Raw genomic sequence first — 18079 nt, 5'->3', positions numbered from 1 at the left:
AAGAGAACTGTCTTCAGAAGCCGAATATGACCACCTCGGTAAAGGTCAGATCGCCGAGCGGAGGTGGCTTCGGACCTTTGAAGTATTTCGCGCCGCTTCCGGCAAAATACCGGCCGATCAGGCCGGGTACAGGCCCGTTGGCATCGACTACGCAAAGCAGCGCGCCCTTGCGCAGCAGGTAGCGACCGAGCACCCCCGCGCACTGGCTGAGTTCTTCCAGCGAGCGGCAATAGATAACCTGGCCACAGGGAACGATGCCGTGGAACACACGGCGTGTCATAAAGACGAAAGGAAATGCCCTCCCCTCGCCAACGCAGATCACGGACAAGCAATCAAGCGCCGCATGCTGGAGCAGAATATCTTGATCGCCCTGCGAAAGCATGGCCATCTCAGGCAGGTCGGCGCGAGCTTCAAGCACACGGTAACCGCGTCGCGCCGAAGCGAGCAATGGGAAAAAGCCGAGCTGCCCCTCCGAATAGCGGCGGAAGCCAAGCGCTTCGTTGACTTTTTCTGTTCCCGGCGCCGGCGATACGTTGATGTAGGTAACGTTCTTCTTTCTCAGCACCGCGATCACCATCTTGCCGGCGAAGGCGCGGTATTCCGGATCGACGGACCAGCTGGAGAGATTGCAGCGGATCTCCTCGCCCTCCTGTCCGTGATGCAGGAAGTAGAGCGCCAGCAAGACACCGACGATCCGCCCTGACATATCCAGCACAAAGCCGTATTTCGGTAGATCGGGAACGACGGGCCTCTTTTCCATGCGAGCGACGGCCCGTTCCCAGTAGCTGCGTGGCCGCGTCGGGAAATTTCTGCCGAGGCATTCGATGATGCCATCCCAATCGCTGTCTTCGATTGGTCTGCAAGTAAGTCCGGGGGGATAAGCACCTAAAACAGCCACGATAAACTCCGGAGTAGTGCCGATACTGTGGTCTATTGCCCAATCTATAAGGGATATTACTACATCATCATTAACAAATATTTGTTGGAGCGCAGTTCAGCGAGGCGGTTGCGTTGTCGCTACACCGTGTATGCCCCGCGCCAGCGCGAGCGCGCGCCACCGCGTACCAAACGAAACGCCAACCAGAAGAAGGCAGAAGCCGAGCGCGAGAGGTGAAAAGAATGCCTCTTCCTGCAATACGGCATTCGATGTGATCGTGACGATGGCGACAAAGGCGAAAAGGAAGTCCGGATCGCCCGTCGCGATGAGCTGGCGGCGCGCAGACATCGCGAGCGCCACCAAAAAGCCGAAGAAAACAATGCTGCCGATCCCCATTTGATAGAGCATGACGCCGATGGCGCTCTCGACCGGGATCGATGCGACGCCTTCGCCCTGGGCTCTATCCCAATCCAAATTAAGGCTAGTGCTCGACAGATTGCCGCCGATCCCCAGCCCCTGTCCGAAGGGATTGTGCAGGAATTCGCGAACACCGGCGATCAAGCCCAGAACGTGATAGTCGCCATGCGTCGCACCAAAGACGATGGCCGCGACGGTCCAGACCACAGCCAATACGGCCACGGTCAAGAGCGTCAGCTCTGCCCGCGACGGACGAAACATCAATTGCGCGCCAAACGCAACGAGCAACATGAAAGTGGCGCCCTTGGAGCCGATGACTAGCAACAGCGGCAGCGCGACGATAGGCACCGCCCAACGCCCCCTGAAGAGAAGCCAGGCGGACATGATGCTGAGGCCATAAGCATAGCTGATCGGGTGGAAATTCGGGCCGCCGTTGCGGAAGATCGGCGGAAGCAAGTCGCTCAGCAACTTGATGTTGAAGAAGGTCGTCATCATCGTATCTTCGAGACCGCGGAGCACGAAGCCCGTTTCCCTGAGCCTCTTTTCCCATATGCCCGACTCGATCTGCGCCTTGAGGCCGCGCTGCACGTAGAGATCGCCATGGAACAGGCTCAGGAAATCCATCCGGAAGATCTGCTCGAGATATCCATAGGCAATAGCGCCGACGCAGAGCCAGAAGATGGCCTTGCGCAAATCGATCGGGTAGAGGCTCGCCGCCAGGATTGCGATGTGGAAGCAGGCAAGCGGCGTGAGCGTATTGCGGAAATAGATGACGGCATCTTTCGGGTCTCCGTGTACGGCGCCGAGCGCAAAATAGAAGGAGACTGTCGCACACAGGGTGAAGCTGAATAGCAGCCAGGGACGCAACTCGGTCAACGTACGGACGCGATATTGGAACGATGCTGCGAAGAAGATGCCGAAAGCCGTCATCAGAATAACGAAATTGGCCCCGCGCAACGCGTCGAACGTGTTGTGATCCGGCACGAAAGGCGTGAACCACGCGACCACGAGATTTTGGTAGAGAAAGGAGCAAGCGATCACCACTGGTATGCAGCCGGGCGACGCGACCGACAGCACCAGCGTCAGTAGAATGGTCGCAGCTACTCCGAACGGTGTCCACACCGCGAAGGCGGAAACCGACGCAACAACTGCAAGCAGCGCAATGAGCAAATGAAACAGGGCATCAGAGCGCAACGATCTCACACGACCTGTTTCGAAACCGGTATGGCCGCCCGCAATGCTCATCTCAGCCTCCGCCATCGCTGCCGAGAAGCGCCGCCGTCATCAGCGGGTCGAAACCATCGGCGCTCCGCCTGTTTTGAATGAAGCCGAATCCGTGATCCAGCTCCCAATGGACCCAGCCGACCTGATGGGCCTCCGCCGCACGCCGCACCGCCCGGACCCATGCAACACGGCTTTCAGCACCGACACAGAAGTTCAGCACGCCGAACTCGTTCATGATCACCGGGCATTCGTGGGCCTCGGACCAACGTTTGAGCCCTGCAAATTCGGCTGATATTGCGGCTTCCGTCCAAGGTGTCGACAGTTGCTCCTCGATGAGGGCTGCCGCCTGTTCATCGCCCGCCGTCCGAAGGGCCTTGATACGCTCCTGGACATCGGCCGTTTCCTTCGTCGCCGGAAACGGCAGATTGGAAACCCGCGCAAGCGGAGAGGCGTCCCAGGTTTCGCATTGGTGGGTGAAGGCCGTCGGTGCGTAGAAATGAATGGCGGCGATTTGGTTATCGTCCGCAAGCGGTGGTGTCTGGCCGATCTCCCAGATGCCTTGCGAAGGCGAAGGCCCCCAGACGAGCGTATGGTGCGGGCATCTGGATCTGACGATCTCCGCAAGGTGATCGCGCAAGCCGAGCCATGCCTGGCTCTCCAGCGGCGGCTCGTTCAAAAGCTCGGGATAGACCGAAGCTGCCGGCAGATCAGCAATGACGGAGCGAAGAGCGGTCCATGCCTGTGACACTCGTTCCGCTCCGGCATCAAAATCAAGGCGTAATGCGGCATGGAGGCTTTCCGAAGGATGCATGTCCACGATGACGGCGAAGCCGTGCCGGACGAGATCAGCCACGCCTTCCCGAATAAGACGAAGTGCCTTTGCGTCTCCCTTCGCTATGAGGTCGCCGTTGACAGGTAGCCGTACCGTCTCGAAGCCCAGACCGTGGAGCTTTTCAAGCACCACCTCACTCGGCGCGATACCGTCACTCCTGTCGACCCAACCAGGCAAATTGAACCCGCGTGATGGTACCGTTCGCCGGTTCGTTGCCTGTGCCGCGGCCAATTTAGGAATGGAGAGAGCCGCAGCAACCGAGCCGCCGGCAAGCGCAAGAGCCTGTCTGCGCGAAATAGGTACTGATGTGCGGCTGGAGGCCATGTTCACCGCCTCGCGGCGATCCTGTCGCCCCGTTCCCCATCGCCAGTCGGCCGGATGGATTGCACCATCTGGCTTTCTGCGGCCGCCGCCGGTTCCCGTGCAATCACAAGCGTCGCGCTTCGCCCGATCTGATCCGTATCGAGGCGCCGGCGAAGCATGTTGTCGACCTCGGACATATCCTCCGTGGGGCTAAGTGCGAAAAGCATAAGATCCGCCTCGGCAAAAAGGGCCGGTTCCCAATCAACCCCAACCAGAGAAGGAGCCATCAGAACGACGAAGTCGTAAGCCCCGGCGCCGGCCAATATGTCGTCGATCGTCAGATGCTGCCGCGATATCGAACTCTTCTCGGCGGCAACGTTATAGACGACGGTATGAAGGCCGCTCGCACCGCTGACGAAGACGCCGTTGCCACTTCGCGCCGGAGCTTCCAGTCCCGGCTGATTGCCGAATTCGACCACAAGTACATTCTGTTCGGCCTGCTGAAGACCAATGCCCACCATGGCGCCGGCGAGCCTTGCCGAAAGAGGGGTATGAAGCGAGGACATCAGCAGGACATAAGGCTTCGGATGTTCCGTCAGGTGATGAATGATGCGCCGCATCAGTTGCAGCACGTCTCGTGAGAAAGCTTCGTTCCCGGCCTGGAAGAAGCGCCGCCGCATCGCGCGGATACTCGAATATGCTCCAACACCGGTTACCCTCGGCAAATGGTATTCCCCGAAGCTGATGGGTGCCGATTCGGAACGACCCTTCTCCTGTATGCTCTCTTTCTGCGGCTCCACCTCCTGAAGCCTGCTGCGCAGCGGGGGAGTTGGATCTTTCTCGAGCCTATCTTTCGGCCCGCGCAACAGGGCGAGACCGCATCCGATGATGAGACCAAGCAAGGCGCTGACTGGCAATAGCAGCAGGGGTTTTGGCCAGGTCGGCTGCACCGGCGGCGCCGCAGAGCTTATCACGCGCGCTTCCTGCAACTGCAGGCCCTGCATCTGTGAGGTTTCCTCGGCGCGCTTCAGGAAATCGTCCAGAACGGTTCGTGCCGCCTGTGCTCTTGCTTCCAGGCGCCGTAGCCGGACCTGCGCGACATCGGAGCCTTCCAACTGCTGACGCAGCGCATCGAGCTTCGCCTGAAGCGTGACGACAGTCTGCGCAGCCAGATCGGATTTTGCCTTCAGTTCCTGCGTGATACGTTGCGCCTCAACGGCCATCAGCCCCTGCATCCTGTCGAGCTCGGACCGAAGCCTTTTGATCATCGGATGGCGCGGCTGGTACATGGCTTCATAATTGGCAAGATCCGAGGCGCGCTGATTGTAGTTTTCGCGCAGCTTCACGGTTGCTTCGGAGGAAAGGATTTCCGATAGCTTGGCAAGCCCGGCTGGCGATGTGCCGGCGGCAACCGCCTGACTATACTTGTCTTTGGCTTGATCGGCGTCGCTGCGTGCGGCGATCAACTGATCAGTAAGCTTGTCGATCTGCGATTGCAGCGTGCCTCCGGCGGAAGCATCAAGAATCTTGTGTGTGACCTTAAATTCGGCAACTTCATGTTCGGAATCGCTGACGTTTTTCTGGAGGCCGCCGATCTTATCCGAAAGGATCGAGTTCACGTCGTTGTTGGCTGTTTCGCGCTCGCCCGAAAGGCCGGACTTGTAGCGGCTGACGATGGCATTGGCGATCCGGGCCGCCTTGTCAGAGTATCTGGATACGAAGTTGATATCGATAACGTAAGTCAGCCCTGCCCGCTCGACAGTAACATTGCGCTGAAATCGCTTGAAGATCTCATCCTTTGTGGGAGCCTTGCCTCCCAGCCCGATAAGTGACAGAAGGCCACCACCCGAAAATTCCGGATCGCTTTCAATCCTCTCGCTTTCGAAGACCTTCATCAGCAGATCGCGGGATTCGATGACGAAGACCTGGCTTGCGATCGCCGCACTGTCGTTGCCTATTCCAGGCAGCACGCTGTTTAAGTTGGTGGCATGGGAATCGCGTGGGTCGATCATGATCGAGGCTGTTGCCGTATAGCTCGGCTTGGCGACGGCAAGATATGCGACGGTCAGCAGTACTACCAGGCATGTGCTCGCCAACACAGTCATCTTGCGTTGCCAGAGGATTGTCCATACGGCGCCGACATCGAACAGCGGTGGAAGCGTGCGCTCGTCAATGCTAAACGGCTTCATCTAGTCCCTCTCGGCGGCGGCTTTCGGCGCATCGCACATCACTAAATGCAGTATTAGTGAATAATATTAATCATCCGTTGAGTTTACACCACAGCGTGTGATCGGGACCGGTCTTCGCAAGTAACCATGTTCCGAGTTCGCTGTGGCACGACCATAAGAACTTACGATATTAGAGATACATTCTATTCTTGGACTTTCAGGCCTTAAGGCTGAGGCCGATCGGCGCAGGATCACCACATTGGGCGACAAGACGAGCAGCGGCGAGGCTTTACCGGCCGGAGATTCCTCTCCCGCGGACAACCTGCGCTTGTCGATGGGCGCGCTCGCAAAGAGCGGTGCCGTCGCCAGCATCATTAAGCTCGTGAGCGCGGGTTTGTCGTTCCTGATGTTCGTGGCTGTTGCCATGACGACGGACGGGCGGCAATTCGGCCTCTACAGCGCCGCCTATGCCGGAGCGAGCCTTACCTCCTTCTTCTCGCTGATCGGTCAACACAGCGCAGTCTTGCGGTTCTGGCCGCAATATGCGGGAAGCGGCGACCTGCACTCCGCAAACGGCATGATGGCGCGTTCCATCCTTGTCGCCCTGGCAGGGCTCGTTGGCTTCAGCCTCGTCATCGTGGCGATCGCGTTTCTGCCTTTGGCCAGCGCTGATATGCCGGAATGGCGATCGATCTGCATAGCGGCCAGCATCCTCGCCTTTGCCCTTGGCTGGTCGGAATTCGTCGCCTGTGCCTTGCGCGCCAAAAACGCCCTCATCTTCGCCCTGCTTCCGCGCGATGTCATATGGCGGGCGATCTCCATTCCGGTCTTCGTGCTGGCCCATTTCATGCAAGTCAAAATGAGCGCGGTTGCGGCAACATACCTGACGGCCGGTCTGCTGCTTCTTTCGATCGCACCTCAGACCATCGTCCTGTTTCGCGATACGATCCGCATGAAACGCGGCCCATTGAGCCAGGAGCAGAAGCGGGAGTTCAAGACCGTTACACTCGGCCTCTGGGGCGTCACCGCACTGCCTCCGGCTCTGAGCCAGGCAAGCACGCTGCTGGTGGCGGCAATTCTCGGCCCGGAAGCAGCCGGTGCGATTTTCGTCGCCGACCGGACCATGCGCCTCGTGGTGCTGGCCTTAAACGGCATCAATCAAGCGCTTGCCCCGCAAATATCAGGCGCGTTCCACAATGGTGACCGGCCGCATGTCCAGCGCATCACGAGCCTTGCCGCCCTCGCCGGCTTCATCATCGCACTCTCCGTGCTGGTCGTCTTCGTCCTCTTCGGAAACCTGATCCTGTCGGTCTTTAATCCGGCCTACGCTACACCGACCATGCAGCTGACGCTCATCATCTTCGGTATTGGCGCAACCGTGGGAACGGCCTGCGGTCCGACCGAAATCCTCATGCAACTGACTGGCCTGCAACATCAGCTCTTCAAGCTGCTCGTGGTGGTCAACGTGCTTGGGCTATGCGCGACGGCGGTTCTGACCTATCTGCTCGGACCGATCGGCGCCGCCTTGAGCATAGCCGGCACCATCATCGTCTGGTGCGTCACCGCCGTCTTCATCGCCCGGCGCAGCATCGGGATCAACCCATCAATCCTCGGCTTCTTCGCCGGTGAAGACGCGCTTGCCGCTCGCTCCTTCTTGAAGGGCCGCACATGAAGATCGTCCAGGTACAGACCCAGGCGGAGGCAGGGGGTGCACAGCGGATCTCCGACATGGTGGGCGAGGGCTTGCGCGCCCGCGGCCACCAGATCCGCACGGTGTTCATGTATCGGAAGACGGATGTCTATGACCGCGACCCTCATGCGGACTTCATCCTCACCGAACCGCCGCGCGGCTTGCCTGGCCAAATGAGAGCGGCTATCGGCCTCGCCCGCTATCTGCGGGCTGAGCGCCCGAACGCAGTTATCACCTTCCAGCACTACGGCAATGTCTTCGGCACTATCGGCGCGCGTCTCGCCGGAACAAGCATGATCATCGCGAACCAGAGCGGAGCACCGCAAACCAGAGGGGTGCGCGGCATCCTCACTAAGATCGACAAACTGATGGGCACCCTAGGCCTCTATCATGCGAATGTCGTCAACTCGCGCTGGACCGAGACACAATTTGCGACGTTCCCCGAAGCATATCGGCGGCGGACTTCGCGGATTGACCACGGTGTTCCCGCACCATCGCACCGGATGGAGAAGACGGCTGCCCGTGCTGCCCTCGGCCTCCCCCAAGATGTCTGGCTCGCCGTTTCATCCGGGCGAATGGCGCCTTCGAAGAACCAGATCGCCCTTGTGGGGGCGCTGGCGCGACTGCCCGGCATTCATCTCGCAATCGCGGGAACGGGACCGGAATGGGATGCCATCGTCGCCCTGGCGGAGAGCCATGGCGCAAAGGACAGGCTGCACCTCGTCGGCGAGGTTCCGCCCAGCCGCATTTTCGAGTTTCTCGCGGCCGGCGACGCGTATGCCTTTGCTTCTACCACCGAAACCTTCGGTCTTGCCGCTGTGGAGGCAGCCATCTCCGGATTGCCTGTCGTCACAAGCAATCTGCCGGTCATGCAGGAAGTGCTGACAACGGAGGATGGCGAGCCGGCGGCGCTGTTCGTCGAAGCCGGCACCGATGGCATGGTGAAAGGGCTTGCCGAGATCATCGCAAAGCCGGAGCTTGCGGCCAGCCTTGCCGCCGCCGGGCAGCGACTGAAGGAGCAATACTCGCCGGCGAGAATGTGCGCAGGCTATGAAGCGCTGCTCTCGCCTCAGTCATTTTCGCACGGCCGCAATCCCATCGATCACTTCCAGTCGGCTTGAACGATTGAGGGTGTGGATTTTCGGATAGGGCCAGTCGCCAAGCGCATCGATTGGCCGAGGTGCAGTCAATCGAATGGTCTGCTCGTCCAATTCAAGCAATTCGGAAAGACCGAGCCCGCCGCCATAACCAAGCGTGCCATCCTGCACCGGCAGGAAGATGCGGTTGCTTTCATCCCGGATGAACGCACCACCCGGCCGCGCCATGCGACGATCGATGAGGACGGGGTTCAGAGGATGCGGCTTCCACGGGCCAGCAAGCCTTTCAGCATGGAAGACCACCAGCGTATCGGAGGTGCTGCCATAACCGTCGCGGCTGGTGGCAAAGAGCCAAAGCCGCCCGCCGTGCTCCAGCAATGTCGCGTCGGAAATCTCGCCATGGATGAGCACGGCTTCCGGCAACCAGCGGTCGGGAAAATCAACGGAGCGGTAGAGTGTCAGCTTCTCGCTCGCACTGGCCTCGGGGAGCATCCAGATCGCGCCATCGTGCTCGAAAACCTGCGGATAGGAGAGGTGATACGGCTCCTCCAATACGCAACGCGGCTCCTGAGGTTTCCCGTCGGAATCAAAGGCCACGACCGAAATAACGGCCTTTCGCGTTGCATGCGGATAATCCTCAACGAACAGAAAATATCGGTCGTGCCATCGGAAGGCAAAGGGATCCGCGTAGAAGTGATCACCTGCATCCGGCAGGACAGACCAGCCGTTTCCAAGCGCGCATGTCGCCGCCACCCCAGGCCCATCGACAAACCGATAGCCGACGCGCCAATGCGCGTGTCGGAAACGCAGCCGACGCATGGTCTCTGCGCCGAGGCGAGGCAGGGCGCGGGCCAGATAGGCAGAGGCAAAACCCCTATCAGTCTCGGTTACATTCGAAGCCGAATCCGGTCGAGGACCACCCATGGGTAGCCGATGCTCGACAAGAGCCCGAACAACCGAAACAGCAAGGGTGATGGCACGGGCAAGAACGTCCTCCACGCTGAGCGCCGTAGACTCGCGCCTGTCGACCATTGGCAGGGCCCTTCCCATGACGGACCTGCCATCAAGCACGGCCTCGATGGCAGGCAAGGCACCGGAAGCGACCGCCGTTGGCACGGCGATGTCAAACGGAGAACCATCGAACCGAAGCGTGATGGTGGGGATTTCCGAAGATGGGGCGTTGCCGGCAAGATCCAGCCTCAAGTCAGCCGCATCATTGCGAAAGCTGACGGGAATCTCGGGCACCCGAGAGCCGAGCCCGGGATCACGCCTACGGAAGATGCGACGCTCTAGCCTCAAGGCGGCATTGACCGTCGCGGGCCAGCCGGCCGCTTCGGCGCCATGCGAAACTGAGATATCGTATGCGGCAGCTTGAAGCCGCTGGACAATGATCTTCTGCCACATGCGAGGAGCAGCTTTTGGAACGATGATATCGATCGATGGCATGGCGCTTCCCGTCCGCGGCTGCCTCCTGCGGTCCCCACAGGCGAGATGGGGATAGCTTGGCCAAGAAAACTTACTTTCGAGTTACTCCAGGGTTGCATCGGGATGACCGGATTACCCGCGAGAGCGCAGCGCAGCCGTGAGGGGGAGACGTGCGGCGGATAGAGCAGGCAGTGCGCCACCGACGACACCGATGACCAGGCCCAACAGACTGGCAATGACAATCACCCGGTCGTCGACGGTCAGTTGAAATGCAAGGCTGGCATTGTTTGCGCCGATCGTGCTCGCTTGCCAGCCGTTGAAGAGGAGCCACGAAACGGCAACGCCGATCGCAGCCCCGATTGCTGAAAGCAGGACTGCTTCAGCCCAGGTCGCGACGAAGGCGGAAAGCCTGGTGAACCCGAGAGCTCGCACCGTGGCAATCTCGACGGTTCTGTCCGAGACCGAGCTCATCATCGTGTTGAGCGCTCCTGCTGTCGCGCCAAGCGCCATCAGCAAGGCGATCGGCCAACCGAACATGCGAATGAGCCCGGCCGTGGCGGAGGACTGAGCGGAGTAGAGATCGGCTTCAGATACTGCCACCAGGGGTGTCGCCGTGATGCCGCCGAGTGCTTTCTGGAGCTGCCTGATCGAGCCAGGTTCGACAAGCTTCAGCCTTATGCTCTGAACTTCGCCCAACCGATCGAATGCAGAACGAGCCGCATCGAGATCGGCCCATATTTCGGATTCGAATGCACTCCCGCGTGCGGAAAAGCGGCCGACCACCGTCCATGCGACCGGACCTAGTCTTATCTGCTGTCCGAGCGCGAGGGAGCTGAACTCCGTTGCGATGCGATCCCCGACGATGATTTCACGCGATCCGACGCGGGGGAATCGACCGGCTGAAAGGGTAACGCCGCCTCGCAACGATGGCCCCGTCGAATCCATGGCACGCAAAGCCAGCATCTTGGAAAACTCGGCGCCCTCTTGCCGAACTTCGACAGGAACGACGATTTCACGGGAATAATCCAGATTGCCCGCCTCATCGCGCACAGCCCCGACGTCACCTTGCATCGCCTCCAACGTCCGGATGGCGTCTGCGGGAATATCGGAGCCCATTTCCTGATTGGTCCCACCGCCAAGAATAACGGCGATGTTGGGCGAGCCGGCGTTTCTCAAGGCCGCCTCGAAGCCGGCAGCCATGGACAGAAAGCCGACGAGAATGCCGACGACAAGCGCAATGGACAAAGCCATGGAAATCGAAATGGCCAGACGACGTGGCAGACTGAAAATGCTGGCCCGCGTCATTACGAGTATTTGCTTGATACTGGACTGCATGGGACTACCTCGCTCTGAGTGCTTTGGTGACGGGCGCGCGCATGGCATTGATCGCCGGCAGCAATCCTGTTGCGACTCCAAGGAGCACAATGAGGCAGACCGCCTTTGCAAGCACTGCAGCCGTAAAGACCAAGCCGAGAACCGGCCCGGCCGCAATAGAGGCAAGCTTCGCCAGAAAAAGCCCGACAAAGCCCCCGATGACGAAGATCAGCATCGTCTCGCTGAGAACGAGCCCCAGAATCCGCCGACGCGAGAAGCCAAGCGTCTTCAGCACACCGATTTCAAACCTGCGCTCGCGGACAGCGAAAACCATGGTGTTGATGACGATCATCAACAAGGTCGCGAAAGCCGCACCGACGACGAGGTTTATGATCAGACCGATGTCAGCATACTGGCGCAGGAAAGCCTCAAGAAATTGCTTCTCCGACTGCGTGCGCGTCGGCACTGCGGAGTTGGCGAAAAGGGCATCGATCCGGACGGCCAACTCACTTGAGGAGATGTCCGCCCGCGGCCGTACGATGAAAACGTCCACGGTGTCGGCGTTCCGCTCGCGAAGGGCGTTGATGTAGTCGTAGCGGGCAATGATGAAATAGGTATCGGCGCTTTCCGTCTCGCCGTCGAAAACGCCGGCAATTTCGAAACGCCAGTCGCGAGTGCCATCTTTCGCTGCGGTTTGGAACGAGGTCAGGGTGAGGCGCTGGCCAACCGTCCAGCCCTGAGCCTCCATCAACGCCCTGCCGACAAGCACCCGGTCGCGGCTGACGGAGAGTGCCTTGACCAGATCTGGCGTCACAGCAAGCTGCTTGCCGTTGACTTCGGCAAGCAGCTGCGGCTCGACGGCGCTGACGGCAATGACATTCTTTTCCGTGCCGACAAAGCCGCGCAAGCGCGCCACATAGGCGACGGACGACACGGCGGGCACTGAGGCGATGCGCCACATGTAAGCCATCGGCAGCGACTGGTTGCGTCCCGCGGCATTCATGACGCCGAGAATATTTTCACTGGCGCCGGCCGATCCCTGCGAGCCGTTCGTGAAACTCGCCGTCAAGCCGTAAATCAGGAAAGCCACGGAAATACAGAAGATCAGCAGCACCGTACGCAGCGGCTTGCGCCACGCATTCTTTCTGGCAAGACCCAAGAAGCGCATCAGGCGACCCTCCTCTCTTCAACGAAATGCCCCTTATCGAGATGCAACTCGTGGCGGGCACGAAGGGCGGCTTGCGGATCGTGCGTAACCATGACGATGGTCTTGCCCATCTCACGATTGAGGAAGCCGAGCATGTCGAGCACCTCATCGGCGGACTTCCTGTCGAGGTCTCCGGTCGGTTCGTCGCAAAGCAGCAGATCCGGATCGGCGATGATGGCCCGCGCAATGCCGACACGCTGTTGCTGACCGCCGGACATCGAGGCCGGATATTGCTTGCCTCGCCCCCCGAGCCCAACAAGATCCAGAACCTTCTCGACCCGGGCACGCCGTTCCCTGGCGGAAATCGGTTTGAGCAGAAGCGGCAATTCGACATTCTCGGCCGCGTTGAGCATGGGCAACAAATTATAGAACTGGAAAACAATGCCCATGTTATGCGCGCGCCAGGAGGAGCGCGCCGCCTCTCCCATCTGATCGAGCCGGGCGCTGCCGATGCGCAATTCGCCGCTGTCGGGGCGGTCGATACCCGCCAGCATGTTGAGAAGCGTCGATTTGCCGGATCCGGATGGCCCCATGATCGCGACGAAGTCACCCTTCGGAATGGTCAAATCGAGACCGCTGAAGATGGGGAGCTCTTCACCGCCGATGCGGTACGCTTTATGCACGGAGCTCAGAGCGATATATGGTTCTTGCCTGGCACTTTCGGTCATTGGCTGGTGTCTCCGGATGATTGCTGGGAGTTAGATGCAGCGATGCGGATGCGCGCTGCCATGTTCGGACGAATTCCCGCCGGCGGCGCGACCAGTGAGAAGCGAAGTGTGATCGTGCCCTTTTCGGCCGAGGCGACAGGCGCGATCCTGCTGATGTCGATAGCGAAGGGGCTTTCCGGGAATCCGTCGAGCACGGCCTCCCCGCGCATGCCGGGATGAACGGCGGCAATATTCGTCTCTGCCACATCGGCATCGATCACCATGCTGCCTGTGTCGATGAGGGTGAGGAGGCTCTGATTTTCCCGAACGCTGTCGACGCGTGCCAGCACGGTATCACCAACATGCGCGCCAAGTTTTGCAACGGTGCCGGCAAACGGCGCTCGCACCGTCAGTTCATCCAGCTGTTCCCGGGCTATCCGGATGGCAATGTCGGCCCGATTGATGTCCTGACGGGCCTGTTCCACCGCGTTCGACGCGCTTTTCCAGGTCGTTCGGGCCGCCTCAAGATCCTTCTTGGACGCTGCCTCACGCGATGCAAGCAACTCAATACGCCGCAGCGAGGTGTCCGCCTGCGTGAGTTCGATGACCCTGGCTGAGAGAGCGAGATCGGCGGAAACTTTTGCTGCGCCTGCCTGCTCGAGCGCAAAGCGGGCGCTCGCATCATCGAGCGTAACTAGGACCTGCCCGGCTTCGACACGATCCCCCGCTTCGACCGGAATGCCGATTACCCTGCCTTCATATTTCGAAAAGACCGCGGTCGAGCGTGGCGCGACGACGTAGCCGGACCCGGTGATTTCACGGGCATTTGCTGCGGCAACCGGCTGTCCAGACTGTGCGCCGGCGCGGCCCGCCGCGATTGTCGGCGTGCTTTTGGCCTGCGCCTCCTGGGGGAGAGTGTCCGGCCCTTGCGATTGGACCACCATACCCCCAACGCTGCTTACCAAGTTCGGCCATAGGGAAAGACCAGCGAGAGGAACTGCGATCAAAGCAAATGCAGTCGAGACGAGAGCGAACCGCCGCACAACTTTTCGCGGCGGTTCGAATGAAGCGGTACCAGCAGCTGGCGCGACAGAAAGCGACTTGAGCGTTTCGGCAAGTTTGCGGTCGTGTTCGGTGATCGTGTTCATGTCGGCAACATGGCCGATCAAGCTGCCAACTCGACCTCAAACGCGTTTTTGGGCGTACTCGATCGCGATACAGCACCTTCCACGCTGTATCAGGCGCTGTTCTGCTTCCGCTCACGCCATTGCACCGGGGTCATATCGGTGACGCGACGGAACTCGCGGTTGAAGTTGGATTTCGTCTGGAAGCCCACGTCGAATATAATATCCGTCACCGGCTTCTTCGTTCCCTCGAGCAGGCTGCATGCCTCTGCCACCCGAAACTCGTTGACATATTGCGAGACGTTCTTGGCAGTCGCGCGGTTGATTGCCGCCGAAATCTGCCGGGCCGGGACACCGGCCTTGCGAGCGAGACGATCCAGATTGAGGTCTGGATCTCGGTAGACGCGTTTTGCCTCCAGTAGGGACTCTATCGCCGCTAAGGTGTCCTTGTCGCCGGTCGTATCGAATTGCGGCGCCGGCTCGGCAACGTCCGGAAAGCTGCGCCCGCGGCTGGCGACGGCACCTGCAATGGATAGGATGACCAATGCAGCCAGATTGCCAAAGGTGATCAGGGCAATGGCGTGCCTTCCCTGCGTCCAGGCGAAATCGAGAGCGACGAAAATGTCGAGCAGGGCCGACAGGAGCAAGGTGAAGGCCGCGAAAACGAGAGCGCGAAAAACCGGTGACGTGCTTTCGAAGGATGTCATCCTCAGCGCATCCGTTCCCGCGCGCATCAGCAGGAGGATCGCGATGGCATAGCCGATGAAGATCAGGGGAAGCACAACATCGATGGCATAACGCGACGTCGCCATCAGAAGAACGACCGCGACTGCCGGAAGCACATGCAATCCCATTCGCCACAGAGGTATCTCGGCGCTTTTGCGCGTCAGTCTGCGCACCCCCAGATACGCCAGCGGCGGGATGAGCGCAGCAGTGATCGGCATCACGTATATGACGGCGTCAATGCCATATCCCCAACGCAGACCACCCAGGAAACTCTGAAAGGCACTGATCAATATAAGTGCCAGAAACGGCAGGTTGCGCGGGACCTCCCTCAAGGAAGTCTGGTCGCTTCCCTTCGCCACGACGGCAAAAAGGATGAGGAGCAGTATGGCGACGACAAAGGGAAGCGGGATGAAAAGCATGAGGATCTACATCAAGCGGGCAAAACGGGACAATCGACCTGAGCCATGGCTGTCATCAACGCCCTCCGCGACCTGAATCATGTTCGAGGTCAACAATATCCCCTGCCGAAACCATTCCAATGAAAATCGGGATCACGCAACCGCATTTCCCAAGACTGATTGCGGCGCCCGGTCCTTCGCCCTTCGGAGGCTCAGCGCTTGATCTTGCCGCTTCGCCGGTCTATTTCCGCAATTAGCGACGGAGCGATCGAGCCGATCTCCAGCCGCACGCAAAAACCTGCAGTGGTATCAAAGAACAAAACTCTTCCGCCGTGAATTTCGGCTGCTCTTTTGACCAGGTTCAACCCCAGACCAGCTCCCGACGAGCTGGCGTTGATGCGGCGGAATGGCTCGAAAACGCGATCGCGCTCATGTGGCGGAATGCCGGGACCTTCGTCGCAGACATCGATGGTGCCCGCCGCGCCGACCCGGACGACGATTGCACCCTTGCCGCCGGAATGATCGATGGCGTTTCGAATGAGGTTCACGACAGCCATCTCGATCGTCGATGTCTGAACGACAAAGGCGGCCTCCTTCGAGCTGGGCTCGAAATCGAACTCGTAGCCGGCATCCATAGCGATTGGGGCGAGGTCGGCGGCGATGTTCTCGACCAGCATGTTCAGGTCCACGCGTTCCGCACGCAGCTCGACCGCGCCGATGGCCTGCATCTCCAGAAGCTGATGGGCCACGCGCGAGAGACGATCGATATCGCCGCGAAGCTGCTGGCTGACTTCAGCCTCCGGAAGCAGATCGGCTCGCGTTCGCGCGATCGCAATGGGCGTCCTCAGCTCGTGGGCTGCATCGGCCAGGAAGCGATTGTGGCGGTTATAGCCTTCATCCAGCTTGGCAAGAGCATGATTGAATGCATCCACCAGGGGGATGATCTCATTTGGCACCTTCGAGCGATCGAGCCTAGCCGCGCGGGTCTCAAAGTCGATCGTCTGCGCTTGCCTTGCCGTTTCAACAAGGCCGCTCAGCGAGCGACCAACCGCTCGCGGCGTTACGAGCAAGGTCGCCACGCCGGTGAGCGCCAGCATGGGAACGACGGCAATGAGAATGACAAACCCCATCGCCGGTAAGACGCTCAGCCAAGGGGTCTGCCCGTTAGCATCCTTCGCGACCTCGACACGAATATTGATCCATACGTTAAGGCCTTCGTTGGGAAAGCCGCGTTCGGTCGCTGCCACAAACTGAAGTTTGCCAATCGACGTATCCCGGTTTTCCAGCGCGGCATGGGTCCCGTTGCCGACCTCCAGCCTTGCATGATCGACGCCTCGAGGAAAAACTTCCTTCAGCTGGAACGCGGGTGCCTCTCCATACTGATATATAGCTCCGTCAGCATCGCGGATGATGAACCATAGATCGGGAGACCGACGCTTCAACTCCTTGAGCGCAGCCGAGTCAATCATCTGTAGCCGACCATCGGCATCTCTTGTCACATGCTCTGCAACGATGCGAACGGCTTGTTCGTTGGTGTCTTCCAGCTCCGGGTTGATGATCCAGACCCAGCCGACGAGAAGGACGACGAAGAGGACGAGAAGAAACGCCTGCAACGGAATCAGGCGCTTTATGAGGCCCCATCGCAAGGAGCGACTGCGCTCTATTTTCATGCCTTAGCCCGGACAAGGTAGCCGATATTTCGTACGGCCCTTATCTCAACCTCGGCTCCAGCCTGAACAAGCTTCTTTCGAATTCGCGAGATATGCGCATCCAGAGCGTTCGATCCGATTTCGTCTTCCAACGCATAGACCGCTTCGATCAAATTCGATCTTGTCACGATCCGGTTTGGGCGACGCATCAATGCCTCCAGTACCAGATATTCCCGTCTCGGAAATTCGATTATCGAACCTGCTATAGAGACTTCATTGCTGCGGGGATCGACGCTCAGATTGTGGAAATCGAGATACTTGTCGGAAATGGTGGGACCACGCCGCTGGAGCGCCCGCAGCCGGGCGAGCAATTCCTCGATCGCGAAAGGCTTGGCGAGGTAATCATCGGCACCGCTGTCGAGGCCATCGACGCGATGATCGACACTACCGAGCGCAGTCAAAACGAGAATCGGCACCGGATGCTTGCGCTGACGAAGTGCGGCGACGAGATCCAGGCCTTCGCCGTCAGGTAGGCGGCGGTCCAGCACCAGAACGTCATAGGTGCCGACACGAGCCATCGCGTCGGCATCCGCGATTGTGCGGACATGATCGGCCAGCACGTCGCGACGCCGTAGCGCCTCAAGCAAAGCCTGAGCCATTTCAGGCTCGTCCTCAAGTAGCAAGATCCGCAATCGCTTCCCCTAAAAGAGACAGCGTCCTGCCATCCCTTTCCCCACTGACATGCCAAAGATTGCAGATACATTACATGTCGACATCCGAAATGGTGCGCAAGCAGAGATCCGACCGATTATCATGGGATAAGGCTCAGCTTTCAACAAAGGGGCGAAGATCCCACGCATCGCACAAGTGTTAACAATGTCACACGCTGCGTAAAAGTTGTCCGCGACTTGCTATTCCATCTCCTGCCGGTCTAATCCAGCCACAAATCGAACCTACCGGTCGAGCGAAATTCACCCCTCC

The 18079-nt window shown here is 59.6% G+C and carries 14 protein-coding genes; 2 read left to right on the top strand and 12 right to left on the bottom strand.

Features of this window, described 5'->3' with window-relative positions; genetic code table 11:
* Window positions 1-13 precede the first annotated feature (13 nt).
* The 4 genes from QD461_RS10105 to QD461_RS10090 all read right to left on the bottom strand — a co-directional run bounded on the left by QD461_RS10105 (window position 14) and on the right by QD461_RS10090 (window position 5842).
* Window positions 14-898 (bottom strand): hypothetical protein, encoded by an 885-nt coding sequence (locus QD461_RS10105; RefSeq protein WP_414087616.1) that lies wholly within the window; start codon window positions 896-898, stop codon window positions 14-16.
* Between the two features lie 96 nt (window positions 899-994).
* On the bottom strand, window positions 995-2539 hold the full coding sequence (locus QD461_RS10100) for a hypothetical protein (RefSeq protein ID WP_414087615.1): 1545 nt from the start codon (window positions 2537-2539) through the stop codon (window positions 995-997).
* Window position 2540: 1 nt separating this feature from the next.
* On the bottom strand, window positions 2541-3674 hold the full coding sequence (locus QD461_RS10095; protein ID WP_414087614.1) for a glycoside hydrolase family 5 protein: 1134 nt from the start codon (window positions 3672-3674) through the stop codon (window positions 2541-2543).
* Window positions 3675-3676: 2 nt separating this feature from the next.
* On the bottom strand, window positions 3677-5842 hold the full coding sequence (locus tag QD461_RS10090) for a GumC family protein (protein WP_414087613.1): 2166 nt from the start codon (window positions 5840-5842) through the stop codon (window positions 3677-3679).
* 238 nt (window positions 5843-6080) lie between these two features.
* On the opposite strand from QD461_RS10090, the gene QD461_RS10085 reads away from it, so the two are divergent.
* The gene (locus QD461_RS10085) at window positions 6081-7493 is read left to right on the top strand and encodes a lipopolysaccharide biosynthesis protein (protein ID WP_414087612.1); all 1413 of its coding nucleotides are present in this window, start codon (window positions 6081-6083) and stop codon (window positions 7491-7493) included.
* Window positions 7490-8632, top strand: coding sequence for a glycosyltransferase family 4 protein (locus QD461_RS10080; RefSeq protein ID WP_414087611.1), 1143 nt, complete (start codon window positions 7490-7492; stop codon window positions 8630-8632). The genes QD461_RS10085 and QD461_RS10080 overlap by 4 nt, the downstream gene beginning before the upstream one ends.
* Here QD461_RS10080 and QD461_RS10075 read toward each other — a convergent pair.
* The 8 genes from QD461_RS10075 to QD461_RS10040 form a co-directional block, all read right to left on the bottom strand.
* Window positions 8585-10054 (bottom strand): hypothetical protein, encoded by a 1470-nt coding sequence (locus QD461_RS10075; protein ID WP_414087610.1) that lies wholly within the window; start codon window positions 10052-10054, stop codon window positions 8585-8587. The two genes, QD461_RS10080 and QD461_RS10075, sit on opposite strands and share 48 nt — an antisense overlap.
* Before the next feature lie 111 nt (window positions 10055-10165).
* Complete coding sequence (locus tag QD461_RS10070; protein WP_414087609.1) at window positions 10166-11368, bottom strand: ABC transporter permease; 1203 nt, start codon at window positions 11366-11368, stop codon at window positions 10166-10168.
* 4 nt (window positions 11369-11372) lie between these two features.
* Entirely contained in the window at window positions 11373-12515 is a 1143-nt protein-coding gene (locus tag QD461_RS10065) for an ABC transporter permease (protein ID WP_414087608.1), read from the bottom strand.
* Window positions 12515-13222, bottom strand: coding sequence for an ABC transporter ATP-binding protein (locus tag QD461_RS10060; RefSeq protein WP_414087607.1), 708 nt, complete (start codon window positions 13220-13222; stop codon window positions 12515-12517). Before QD461_RS10060 ends, QD461_RS10065 begins: the two co-directional genes overlap by 1 nt.
* Window positions 13219-14349, bottom strand: a complete 1131-nt coding sequence (locus tag QD461_RS10055; protein WP_414087606.1) for an efflux RND transporter periplasmic adaptor subunit — start codon at window positions 14347-14349, stop codon at window positions 13219-13221. The genes QD461_RS10060 and QD461_RS10055 overlap by 4 nt, the downstream gene beginning before the upstream one ends.
* Window positions 14350-14438: 89 nt before the next feature.
* Window positions 14439-15470 carry a helix-turn-helix domain-containing protein gene (locus tag QD461_RS10050; RefSeq protein ID WP_414087605.1) on the bottom strand — a complete coding sequence of 344 codons (1032 nt, stop codon included), beginning with the start codon at window positions 15468-15470 and terminating at the stop codon, window positions 14439-14441.
* A gap of 191 nt (window positions 15471-15661) precedes the next feature.
* The gene (locus QD461_RS10045; RefSeq protein ID WP_414087604.1) at window positions 15662-17119 is read right to left on the bottom strand and encodes a sensor histidine kinase; all 1458 of its coding nucleotides are present in this window, start codon (window positions 17117-17119) and stop codon (window positions 15662-15664) included.
* Window positions 17116-17790, bottom strand: a complete 675-nt coding sequence (locus QD461_RS10040; RefSeq protein ID WP_414087603.1) for a response regulator transcription factor — start codon at window positions 17788-17790, stop codon at window positions 17116-17118. Before QD461_RS10040 ends, QD461_RS10045 begins: the two co-directional genes overlap by 4 nt.
* Window positions 17791-18079: the final 289 nt, after the last annotated feature.

It is taken from the genome of Rhizobium sp. BR 314, assembly GCF_047445805.1.
Taxonomy (GTDB): Bacteria; Pseudomonadota; Alphaproteobacteria; order Rhizobiales; family Rhizobiaceae; genus Rhizobium; species Rhizobium lusitanum_B.
Note: the sequence above shows the minus strand (reverse complement) of the source record. Positions and strands in the feature narration are given on the sequence as shown.